The 11,408-nt window shown below is 69.6% G+C and carries 9 protein-coding genes and 1 pseudogene; 3 read left to right on the forward strand and 7 right to left on the reverse strand.

Annotation, left to right across the window (positions count from 1 at the left end; genetic code table 11):
- Positions 1–47: 47 nt before the first annotated feature.
- Both SMIR_RS34470 and SMIR_RS34475 read left to right on the forward strand, forming a co-directional pair.
- Positions 48–1,916, forward strand: a complete 1,869-nt coding sequence (locus SMIR_RS34470) for an RICIN domain-containing protein (RefSeq protein WP_249938512.1) — start codon at positions 48–50, stop codon at positions 1,914–1,916.
- A gap of 253 nt (positions 1,917–2,169) precedes the next feature.
- Positions 2,170–3,588, forward strand: coding sequence for a GMC family oxidoreductase (locus tag SMIR_RS34475; protein ID WP_248002835.1), 1,419 nt, complete (start codon positions 2,170–2,172; stop codon positions 3,586–3,588).
- Between the two features lie 285 nt (positions 3,589–3,873).
- Here the strand turns inward: SMIR_RS34475 and SMIR_RS44650 are convergent.
- From SMIR_RS44650 to SMIR_RS34490, 3 genes and pseudogenes are all read right to left on the reverse strand, one after another.
- A pseudogene (locus SMIR_RS44650) lies at positions 3,874–4,395 on the reverse strand (PaaI family thioesterase); the annotation flags it as partial.
- A gap of 43 nt (positions 4,396–4,438) precedes the next feature.
- Positions 4,439–5,449: a zinc-dependent alcohol dehydrogenase gene (locus SMIR_RS34485; RefSeq protein ID WP_168489751.1), complete on the reverse strand. Its 1,011-nt coding sequence runs from the start codon at positions 5,447–5,449 to the stop codon at positions 4,439–4,441.
- Positions 5,442–5,873 carry a tautomerase family protein gene (locus SMIR_RS34490; protein ID WP_168489750.1) on the reverse strand — a complete coding sequence of 144 codons (432 nt, stop codon included), beginning with the start codon at positions 5,871–5,873 and terminating at the stop codon, positions 5,442–5,444. The genes SMIR_RS34485 and SMIR_RS34490 overlap by 8 nt, the downstream gene beginning before the upstream one ends.
- 103 nt (positions 5,874–5,976) lie before the next feature.
- Here SMIR_RS34490 and SMIR_RS34495 point away from each other — a divergent pair, with 103 nt between their 5' ends.
- On the forward strand, positions 5,977–6,567 hold the full coding sequence (locus SMIR_RS34495) for a TetR/AcrR family transcriptional regulator (RefSeq protein WP_168489749.1): 591 nt from the start codon (positions 5,977–5,979) through the stop codon (positions 6,565–6,567).
- 19 nt (positions 6,568–6,586) lie between these two features.
- Here the strand turns inward: SMIR_RS34495 and SMIR_RS34500 are convergent, their stop codons facing one another.
- From SMIR_RS34500 to SMIR_RS34515, 4 genes are all read right to left on the reverse strand, one after another.
- Complete coding sequence (locus SMIR_RS34500; protein ID WP_168489748.1) at positions 6,587–7,063, reverse strand: tautomerase family protein; 477 nt, start codon at positions 7,061–7,063, stop codon at positions 6,587–6,589.
- A 674-nt stretch (positions 7,064–7,737) separates the two neighbouring features.
- Positions 7,738–9,261, reverse strand: a complete 1,524-nt coding sequence (gene exaC / locus SMIR_RS34505; RefSeq protein WP_168489747.1) for an acetaldehyde dehydrogenase ExaC — start codon at positions 9,259–9,261, stop codon at positions 7,738–7,740.
- 98 nt (positions 9,262–9,359) lie between these two features.
- Positions 9,360–10,670, reverse strand: coding sequence for a GAF domain-containing protein (locus SMIR_RS34510; RefSeq protein ID WP_212728448.1), 1,311 nt, complete (start codon positions 10,668–10,670; stop codon positions 9,360–9,362).
- Between the two features lie 134 nt (positions 10,671–10,804).
- Positions 10,805–11,407, reverse strand: coding sequence for an N-acetylmuramoyl-L-alanine amidase (locus tag SMIR_RS34515; protein ID WP_212727799.1), 603 nt, complete (start codon positions 11,405–11,407; stop codon positions 10,805–10,807).
- Position 11,408: the final 1 nt, after the last annotated feature.

An 11,408-nucleotide genomic window follows, 5' to 3' on the forward strand; every position in this document is an offset into this window, starting at 1 on the left:
CCCGGGCGACTCGCGCCCGGGCAGCACCCCCTTCGGGAGACCCGCACATGCGCATATCTCGCTTCCTTTCCCCAGCCGTACGCCCCGGCAGACCCGGCATCCCGAGACGCCGCAGGACCGCCGTGATCGCCGCGCTCCTCGCCTCGTTCGCCGCGGTCACCCTCCCCGCGACCACGGCCCACGCCGCAGACACCTCCGTCACCGTCGACTTCTCCACCGCCGGAGGCGCCCCCACCTACCACGCCTCCGGCATGATCTACGGGATGACCCCGGACGGCTCGCTGCCCCAGGACCACTTCTTCACCGACATCAAGTGGCACTTCATGCGAGCCGGGGGCGCCCAGCTCAACAGCGGCGGCTACGCCACCAGCTTCGCCGACTACCAGACCCGCTGGGCCTCCACCCTGGCCCAGTACAAGCGCACCGCCGCCCTCGGCGGCACCTTCGTCCTGTTGCCGCACGACCTGTGGGGCGCCGACGGCACCACCAGCCAGGGCTGGCCCGGCGACAACGGCGACTGGACGCAGTTCGACGCCTTCGTCACCCAGCTCATCAGCGACGTCAAGGCCAACAACATGACGGTCCAGTGGGACCTGTGGAACGAACCAGACGGCAGCGGCTTCTGGGGTGCGTCACAGACGCAGTACCTCCAGATGTGGTCGCGCTTCTACGCCAAGGTCCGCGCCGCGTTCCCCGCCCAGCTCATCGTCGGCCCCAGCATCGCCGGCCAGCCCAACTCCTCCAACAGCTGGTGGACGACATACCTGACCTACGTCAAGGCGAAGAACGTCGCCCCCGACATCTACAGCTGGCACGACGAACCCGGCGACCCCGCCACCGACGTCGGCCGCGCCAACTCCACCCTCGCTGCAGCCGGGTTGACCAACACCCGCGCGTACCAGATCAATGAGTACGCCACGCTGTCCATGCAGTCCCCGGGCGGCGGCGCCTGGTTCATCGGTCGCCTTGAACGGGCCGGCGCCGACGGCCTGCGCGGCAACTGGGCCTCCGGCACCGCGCTGCACGACAACGAGGCCAACCTGCTCACCAAGAACAGCGCCGGTCAGTACCTGCCGCTCGGCGAGTGGTTCATGTACCGCTACTACGGCTCCCAGACCGGCAACATCGTCAAGCTCACCGCCGGCACTGGCACCGATGGCCTGGCCACCAAGGACAACTCGGCCGGCAATGCCAAGGTGTTGCTGGGCAGCAGCGGCAACACCGGTACCGTCACCGTCAATCTGACCGGGCTCAACACCACGTCCGTCGTGGAGAACAGCCAGGTCCGCGCCGTCGTCCAGCGCATCCCGTACAACAGCGGGGCTGCCGTGACCGGTCCGGAGACCATCGCCGACACCACCCTCACGGTCAGTGGCAACGCCGCCTCGGTGAGCCTCCCGTGGTCGAACGCCAAGGACGGCTACACCGTCACCCTGCTGCCCCCGTCCAACGCCACCGTCTCCACGGTCGCCGTCAGCCAGAACAGCGGCCAGTGCCTGGACGACACCAACCTCAGCACCGCCAACGGCACCCAGTACCAGCAGTACTACTGCGAGGGCGGCTACCAGCAGATGTTCGACTTCAAGCCGGTCAGCGGCAAGACGAACACCTACACGGTCGTCGACGAGACCAGCGGCAAGTGCCTCGACGTCTCCGGCGCCTCCACCGCCGACGGCGCCACCGTCATCCAGTACACCTGCAACGGCGCCACCAACCAGCAGTTCACCCTCAATCCCGTCACCGCACTCGGCAACAGCCACGACTACCAGCTCGTGGCCGTCCACAGCCACAAGTGCGTCGACGTCAGCAACGTCTCGACCACGGCCGGCGCGCAGATCCATCAGTGGACCTGCGATGCGGCGAGCGCACTGAGCACCAAGAAGAACCAGGTCTGGCGTCTGCTCGGCAAGAGCTGACTGCCGTCACCTGTGACGATGTGGAGGGGTGGTCCCCATGCCCCTCCACATCGTTCAATCGGGACTGTTCTGCGGCCTCCGGGACGGAACAGTACGGGCCGCAGCTGCCGTTCAACACTGACAGCGTCATCGCTCGCCGCCTCGACGACCTCGCATACGGGGCCGGTGTCTGGCTCTCCGCGTTCAAGGGCCGCTCAACAGCAGCCCTGCGCCCTCGCATTGTCCGTACCGACGACGACCGGAAGTCCGCCCGATGAGCCGGACCGACGTGATCGTGGTCGGGGCGGGGGCCGCCGGTGCGGTGCTGGCCGCGCGTCTGAGCGAGGACAGCGACCGCAGCGTGCTGTTGGAGGCCGGACCGATTCCGTCCGAACCTTCCCGATTTCCCGCAGACCTGCTTGACGCACGCTTCGTCCCCGGCGCCCAGCCCGGCCACCCGGCGGTCCGCGGCCGGTACCTCGGCGGCTCGACGACCGTCAACGGCGGTTACTTCATCCGCGCCCGGCGTGAGGACTTCGACCGCTGGGCGGCGGCCGGCAATCCCGCTTGGGCCTACGAACGGATCCTGCCGTTTCCCCGAGCGTTGGAGACCGACCTCGACTACGGGCCCCACGATGTCCACGGCGCCGACGGCCCGGTGCTCGTCCGGCGCGGCGAAGTCAAGCACCCCGCTGCAGCAGCGTTCGCTGCCGCGGCACAGGAGCTGGGATTCCCCCGGGAGCCGGACAAGAACGCGCAGAGCACGCCGGGCTTCGGCCCGGTGCCGTCGAACGCTGTCGACGGACTGCGGCTCAACACCGGCGTCAGCTACCTGCGGGCCGCTCTCAACCGCCCGAACCTGACCGTCGTCGGCAACAGCCGGGTGCTCAGGGTGGTCATCAGCAGTGGCCGTGGCACCGGAGTGCTCGTCGACCACGGCGGACGGCACACCATTCTCGACGCGGGCGAAGTCGTGCCCTGCGCCGGGTCCTTCGTCACCCCGCACCTGTTGCACCTGTTGCACCTGTTGCACCTGTCGGGCATCGGACCGCGCACAGACCTTGAGCGCCTGGGTCTGCCCGTGCTCAAGGACGCCCCCGCCGTCGGCGCCCGCTTCAGCGATTACCCCCAGGTGCTACTGGAATGGGCCCCGCGGAAGGACCTGGGCGAACCCACCGACTCCTGGCTGGGCGGCTGCCTGCACCTGTCCTCCTGCGACGGCGCCTACGAGGGTGACCTGGAAGTCCTCCAGTCCCTGACCCCCATGGCAGCGCCGGTCGGCGGAACGGTGACGGTCCCGGGCGCCCCACTGGCTTTCCTGGTGTCGGCCCAGACACCCCGGCGGACCGGCATGCTACGCCTCCGGTCCGCCGACCCCGCGAGGCCTCCACGCATCGACTACGGCTACCTGCGGGCACCCGAGGACCGGCGCCGCCTGCGTGAAGGCGTCCGTACCGCAGTGGCGTTGACCGACACCCGCACCTTCGGCGAGGTCTCCCGTGCTCTCCTCGGTCCCGACCCCGGAACACTCGCCAACGACCGTGACCTGGACGCGTGGATCGCGGGCCACCTGGGAACCGCTCACCACACCTGCGGCACCGCACCGATGGGACCGGCCGACGACCCCGCCACGATCGTCGACCGGTACGGCAGGGTCCATGGCATAGCCGGACTCCGTGTGGCCGACACGTGAATTCTTCCGGATGCCCCCTTGCGCGGCCCGGCGGCCACGGCCGTACTCATCGGCGAACTCATCTCCCATGCCATGCGCCACGAGCTGCGCTGAGCTGATCAGTGGTGTGTGACATGGGCAGCACTCAAGGGACATGCGGGAACAGGGCACGGGTGCGGCCGGGGTCGGGTGAGACGAAGACGCCGTCTGCGGTGACCGCGACGGCCGACGGATCCTCCTCGGTGTGATCGAGCCGTCCACGAAGATCTTGCGGCCCTCGGTGCCCGTGACCCGGGCGTAGACCCGCAGCGGTGTCTCCAGGGGGACGGGTCGGCGGTAGCGCACCTGCAGGGAGACCGTCATGCCGGGCAAGCCGGCGGCGGCGCAGGCCCAACCCATGAGTTCGTCCAGCAGCATGGCGCTCATGCCGCCGTGCCCGTAGCCGGGCGGTCCTTCGTGGGCGATACCGAGGGTGCAGCGGCCCACGACGCCACCACTGTCAGCAGTCACCTGCATGGGTGGAGCGAGAGGACTGCCGGTTCCTGTGACGGGGCTGTACATCCGTACCCCTCCGGGGAACTCGTCCACGGCCGGGATCTCCGCTCGGGTACGTCGTCGGCCGGTCAACTGCCCCGTGATGCGGCGGACTTCGTCCGTCATCTGGTGCAGGACTTCGGTCGGGGCCGCGGTGCGTACGGTGGCGTCCACCAGGGCCCGCAGTTCGTGGCCGAGAGCGGCGATCGCGGCCCGTTGGTGGTCCAGTTCCTCTCCTGTCGTTCCTACGGTGTCGGGGTTCGTCGCCGGGGATTCTGTCGGTACTACGTTCATCGGGTTTCTCGGTCGGGGTGTTGTAGCCGTGGTCGCGTCGGGGTCAGCCGTCGGCGCGCACGAAGACGGGCTTGAGGTGCTTCTCGGGCAGTGCGTCGGGGATTTGCTCCCAGTCGAGGACGTGGGAGACCACCCGTGCCGGGTCGACCTTGCCGGAGCGGGCGAGGTCGAGGGCGTCGCGGATGTGGTTGCGGACGTTGTCGCGGGCGATGCGCAGGGTGACGCCGGTGAGGTACATGTCCAGGAGGGGTAGTTCGCCGGGGCGGAAGTGGTTGCCGGCTGACTCGCAGATTCCTTCCGGGGCAAGGGACTTGACGGCCAGAGCGAGTTGGTCGACGCGGCCGGTGGCCTCTACGGCGATGTCGAAACCGTGGCGGATGGGTTCGAGCGCCTCGGCGGTCGCGGCGCCGTAGCCGCGGGCGATCTCGCGGTGTTCGGGGTCCGGGTCGACGTAGAGGACGTTGGAGGCACCGAGTGCGCGGGCGATGTCGCACACGTACAGGCCGATGCTGCCGCGGGCGACGACCAGGACCCGGGCGCCGGGCCTGTTCTTGAGGTGGGGTGCGACCAGCCGCCAGGACAAGGACCAGTTGTCACTGGCCGAGGCCATCGCGACCGGGTCCAGACCTTCCGGCAGGGGCACCAGCATGCCGTCCGCCCACGGCACCCGGACCAGGTCGGAGAAGAGCCCGCCCCAGCTCCCGCCGATCGGCGCGCCGTACATCGCCATGTGCGGTACGGCCGTGCAGTGGGCGGTGAGTCCGGTGCGGCAGTGGTCGCAGGTGCCACAGTTGATGGACCAGGGGACCACCACCAGATCGCCGGGGGCCACGGCCGTCACCGCGTCCCCGATGTCGACCACCCGGGCCACGCACTCGTGACCGAGGGCGAACGGCGGGTCGATGAAACCGTGCCCGGCCAGGATCGCGGAGTCCACGTCGCAGGAGGTGGCCGCGACTGGGGCGACGATCGCCTCCTGGTCCGACTGGAGCTTCGGGTCGGGCGCCTCGCGCCACTCGACGGTGCGCTTCGCGACGTAGGTCAGTTCACGCATCGGTGCGCTGCCCCTTCGCCAGTGCCACCAGGTCGGCGTAGCGGATGACGGACCCTCCAGCTCCCCAGGTGCCCTCGGGCTGCTCGTGCACCAGCACCCAGACCCGCAGCGCGTCGTCCTGGGGCAGCCCGGCGGCGCCGAGGACAGTCTTCGTCGCATCCTCGACCAGGCCCGCCTTCCGGCGCTCGGACAGCGCGCCCTGCGGGACGGTGACGTCCACGAGGAAGCGAGGCGCGTCGTCCTCGGCGGTGGTCTGCGCGCCTTCTGGCAGTTCGACGAGGTAACTCCATGCCTGGGCGCGGAAGAACGCGGTGTCGGGCGCTCCCTCCCAGCGGAGCAGGACGGTGGCAAGGTCGCGCTGGACGGTCTTACGGCCCTGCTCGGTCAGCGAACCGGGCGGGACGGTGAGCCGGATCATCGGCATGGCGAAATCTCTCTCTGTGCCGCACTCGCGGTCTATGACAGTCGTTATATCCGGAGTTCACGCTAGACTATGACGAGCGTTATAGCCAGAGAGGGGTACGGCCTTGGCCAAGTCCAGCGCGCCGTCGCGCGAGCGCATCGTGGCCGGTGCGGCCGACATGATCAGCAGGCGCGGTCTGAACGCCACGAGCATCCGGGACCTGGCCAAACACGCCAAGGCGCCGCTCGGCTCGACCTACCACTACTTCCCGGAGGGGAAGCGGCAGTTGGCCACCGAGGCGGTGCAGTACGCGGGTACGGCCGTCGCCCGTCTCCTGCGCAGGGAGCTGGACGCCGGCCCCGTCGCCGGGCTGCGCGCCTTCCTGGCCCTGTGGCGCGGCATCGTCGTCGAGAGCGACTTCCGCGCCGGTTGTCCCGTGCTGGCGGTCTCCGTCGAGGAGCCCCCGGCCGACGAGATCCCGCTGGCTCTCGTTGCCGCGGCCGACGCGTTCGAGGGCTGGGAGCGGTTGCTCACCGAGGCGCTACGGGAACACGGTGCTGACCACGACCGGGCCTCGGGGCTGGCGGCCCTGATCGTGGCGTCCGTCGAGGGCGCCATCGCCATGTGCCGCGCCAAGCGCAGCATGAAACCCCTGGATCAGGTGGCGCAGCAGCTCGAAGCCCTGATCGATGACGCGCTCGCCCGCCGAGCCTGACGGCGTGCGGCTTTCGGGCTCAGGCGTCGATCGCCGTGCGGATCGCCTTGATCTTCTCCTCGGTGAACACGCCGCTGTCGAGAAGGGAAAGGACGGAGAGGACACCGCCGCTGGAGCCCCAGCTGCCCTCGTCGATGACCCGGAAGTTGACCCACCAGGCAGGCGACGGCTCCGGCAGCCCGCAGGCTTCGGCCATCGCGGCCAGGATGCGCTCGATGACCTCGGCCCGGACCTCCCGGCGCCAGTCCCCGTCCATGACCGCCACGTCGATCGCCATGACGTCGAGCCCCTGACCGGTATCCACCAGTAGACGGCCACCAATCGCCATCATGTCCGGCTCACGCTCCACGAAGTGCACCTGGAACCCGACCCGCGCGGCCGGCGCGAACTGGCCGACCTCGGGCACGAGCACCGCGTCCGTCAGCGTCTCGGCCAGCGCGCGACGCTCCTCAACGCTCTGGCGCCCCTTCGGGGTATTCACGGTGATGACGGTCACGACTGCCTCCTATGACGATCGTTATAGTGTGACTCTACATCAGGTCTATAACGGGTGTCATATATGGGATCTGGGCGCGTGCTTGATCTCCGTGCCTGGGGGTCCGCAGGAAGGCAAGGTCACGAACGGCTCTGCCGGTGGCGGGCGCGCGGTGCCCCGTCCGGCGACGCGGTGGAGATTGCCAGGGAGAGACACGGTCGCAGCCTGGCCGCCGCGCACGAGCAGGTTCTCGCCGAGCACGCCCAGAGAGGCACCGCGATGCGTTGGAACGTCCCGCCCCGTCGCCGGAAGCCGAACCAGCCGCCGGTGGAACCCCGACCGCGCCGAGTGCGCCCACCGTGGACGCTCGGGATCCCGAGCCTGTCCTCGCCGCACGCCGCCTGGCCACACTTGCAAGCTCGCGTCACTACGCCAGGTTTCTCGATGGCGTTCGAGAACAGGCGAACCGCCTCATCGAGCAGTCCATGCAGGAGTGGGTACGCATCAGTCAAAGCGAAGCGTCTGAGGGCTGATCCGTGCGTTTGGTCCGTGACTGGTCCGTAAGCGCTGGTCAGGAACGGGACAGCTGCGGGAGAAATTGTGAGTTAGTGCGCAAACCGGTCCTGGCCGTGAATCGGCTGAGCGAAAGGCGCCTGACGCGTAAAAGTCCAGGTCAGGCGCCTTTTTTCGTACCTTTAGAAGAAGCCCAGCTTCTTCGGCGAGTACGACACCAGCAGGTTCTTCGTCTGCTGGTAGTGCTCCAGCATCATCTTGTGCGTCTCGCGGCCGATACCGGACTGCTTGTAGCCGCCGAACGCCGCGTGCGCGGGGTAGGCGTGGTAGCAGTTCGTCCACACCCGGCCCGCCTGGATCGCACGGCCCGCGCGGTACGCGGTGTTGATGTCGCGCGTCCATACGCCGGCACCGAGGCCGTACAGCGTGTCGTTGGCGGTCTTGATGGCGTCGTCGAAGTCGTCGAACGACGTGACCGAGACGACCGGGCCGAAGATCTCCTCCTGGAAGATCCGCATCCGGTTGTCACCCTCGAAGATCGTCGGCTGGACGTAGTAGCCGCCCTTCAACTCCCCGTCGTGCTCGATACGTTCGCCACCGGTGAGGATCCTGGCGCCCTCCTGCCGACCGATGTCCAGGTAGGAGAGGATCTTCTCCAACTGGTCGTTGGAGGCCTGCGCGCCGATCATCGTGTCGGTGTCGAGCGGGTGGCCCGGCTTGATCAGCTCGGTGCGGGCGACCGCGGCCTCCATGAACTCGCCGTAGTGACCGCGCTGGACGAGCGCCCGTGACGGGCAGGTGCAGACCTCGCCCTGGTTGAGGGCGAACATCGTGAAGCCCTCGAGTGCCTTGTCCCGGAAGTCGTCGTTCTGCGCCCAGACGTCGTCGAAGAAGATGTTCGGGGACTTGCCGCCGAGCTCCAGTGTGACCGGCTTGATGTTCTCCGAGGCGTACTGCATGATCAGCCGCCCGGTCGTGGTCTCACCCGTGAACGCCACCTTCGCCACCCGCGGGCTGGACGCGAGCGGCTTGCCCGCCTCCACGCCGAAGCCGTTGACGATGTTGACGACGCCCGGCGGCAACAGGTCCGCGATCAGGCTCATCCAGTAGTGAATGGACGCCGGGGTCTGCTCGGCGGGCTTGATGACGACCGCGTTGCCCGCCGCCAGCGCCGGGGCAAGCTTCCAGACCGCCATCAGGATCGGGAAGTTCCAGGGAATGATCTGCGCGACGACCCCGAGCGGCTCGTGGAAGTGGTAAGCGACGGTGTCGTCGTCGACCTCGCCGAGCGAACCCTCCTGGGCGCGGATCGCCCCCGCGAAGTAGCGGAAGTGGTCGATGGCCAGCGGGATGTCGGCGGCCAGGGTCTCGCGCACCGGCTTGCCGTTCTCCCAGCTCTCGGCGACCGCCAGCTTCTCCAGGTTCGCCTCCATCCGGTCGGCGATCTTCAACAGGATGTCGCCGCGCGCGGTGACGGAGGTGCGGCCCCAGCCGGGCGCGGCCGCGTGCGCCGCGTCCAGCGCGCGCTCCACGTCCTCGGCGGTGCCCCGCGCGATCTCCGTGAACGGCTGCCCGTTCACCGGGCTCGGGTTCTCGAAGTACTGCCCACGAGCCGGCGGCACGTACTCGCCGCCGATGAAGTGGTCGTAACGTGCCTGGTAGGAGACGATCGCGCCCTCGGTGCCGGGCGCCGCGTATCGGGTCATGCTGGTCTGCCTCCCGGAGAAGCGCTGCCCGCCGTTGGACAGCTCTCGCCGCGAGGCTAGGAGCGCGGACGTTGCAACGACGTTGCGGACGCGGCAGGTCAGCCTTGCCCGACGGCCGGCCGACGCCGCGCCGCGAACGCCGCTGGGTGCAGTCGGCCCGGTGGCGCGGCCTGTTCGCGCTCCAGCCCCTCCAGCCGGGCCCGCACCGCCGCCGTCGGGCGTACGGCGGCCAGCGCCCGCCATACGTCGAGGTCGTCCTCGCCCCACGGCGCGCGCGCCCAGTCCGCCAACAGGTCGGGGTCGCGACGGGCGATGAGCGCCGTACGCAGCCCGTCGGCGAGGCGGCGCCGCAACCGCACCACGGCCGGGGCCCCCGAACCCGGCAGCAGCGGACCGGCGTACGCCGCCGCGGCCGCGGTGACCGCGCCCGTACCGAGCCGCCGTTCGACGACCGCAACGTCGGACTCGACCGGCGCCATGAGCCGGTAGGGCCGCGAGCCCAGCAGGCCGGGGCCGAGCACCCGGCGCAGTCGGGTGAGCTCGGCGCGCAGGGTCACCGGCGTCACCGACTCGTCCTCGTACAGCGCGCACAGCAACTCGTCGCCCGACAGCCCCTCCGGGTGTCTTGCCAGCAGCACCAGGATCTCGCTGTGTCTGCGGCTGAGCCTGACCTTCCGGCCGCCCGCGACCAGTTGGGCCTCGTCGCGGCCGAGCGCGGTCAGCTCGAGCGTGTCCGCCGCCGATTCCGCCGGTGCGAGCAGTGCCAACTGGGACTCGGCGGCCCGCGCCACCGCCTGCACGAAACCGAGACTGTGCGGATGCGCGAGCCCGTCCCCACCCGTGATGTCCACCGCGCCGAGCACCCGCCCCGTGCGCGGATCGTGCACCGGCGCCGCGGCGCACGTCCAGGGCTGGACCCGGCGGATGAAGTGCTCGGCCGCGAACACCTGCACGGGCCGGTCCACGGCAACCGCCGTTCCCGGCGCGTTGGTGCCGACCGAGGTCTCCGACCACCGCGCGCCCGGTACGAAGTTCATCCGCCCCGCCTGCCGCCGCGTCGCCGGATGTCCCTCGACCCACAACAGCCGACCCTGCGCGTCGCACACCGCGAGAAGGTGCTCGCCGTCCGCCGCGAACGTCCCCATGAGCTCCCGGAAGAGCGGCATCACCCGGGCCAGCGGATGCTCCGCCCGGTAGGAGCCCAGGTCGCCGTCCGTGAGCTCCACCCGTGCCGTGCCGTCCGGTGCGACACCGGCCCGCGCCGACCGCCGCCATGAATCGGCCACCACGGAGCGCACCGGCCGCGGCACCGTGCCCGCCTCGGTGAACGCCTCGTGCGCGCGGCGCAGTATCCGCACCCGCTCGACGGGGTCGGCCCCTGGTTCGAGGGCCACCCACGGTTCGGTCAACTCGGCCTCCCGGTAGGCGATGCGACTGGGACCATCGTCACTCCCGGTGCGGGCGCGGACAAGCACCGTGACGGAGCTCCTCACGTGGCGCTCACATCGGCGTGGGTCGTCGGGGAGCCGCGGCGGGCACTCCGTCAGGCGAAGTTGACGAGCCTTATGTACCGCGTCCAGTCCCAGTTCGGCCCCGGATCCGTGTGGTCGGTGCCCGGCACCTCGTAGTGGCCGATGATGTGAGCCCGGTCCTTGGGGATGCCGTGCTTCGCGCAGATCGCGGCGGTCAGCTTGGCCGACTCCTCGTAGAGCGCGTTGGTGAAATAGGCGGGCCGGTCCACCCAGCCCTCGTGTTCGATGCCGATGCTGCGGGTGTTGTAGTCCCAGTTCCCCGCGTGCCAGGCGATGTCGCGCTCCCTGACACACTGGGCGACGTGCCCGTCCGCCGATCGCACGAGGTAGTGCGCGGACACCGTCTTCTCGGGGTTCTGGAAGATGGCCACGGTCTTGGAATAGGTCTCCTGCGTGACGTGAATGACCACGTAGTCGAGCGGATAGGCCGTCGGCCGACTGGACGCCGTGTAGTTGGAGGTGCTCGCCGGTGCCCATTCGGCGAGCGGATAGTCGACGGCCGCCGTCTCCGCCGTCGCCTCTGTACCGGGCAATAACGCGTAAGGGAGGGCGGCGAGGGCGGCGCCGCCCTTGAGCAGGCGTCGTCGGCTCGGGAACGAACTTGCTCGTTCCATG

The sequence above is a fragment of the Streptomyces mirabilis genome (genome assembly GCF_018310535.1).
Classification (GTDB): domain Bacteria; phylum Actinomycetota; class Actinomycetes; order Streptomycetales; family Streptomycetaceae; genus Streptomyces.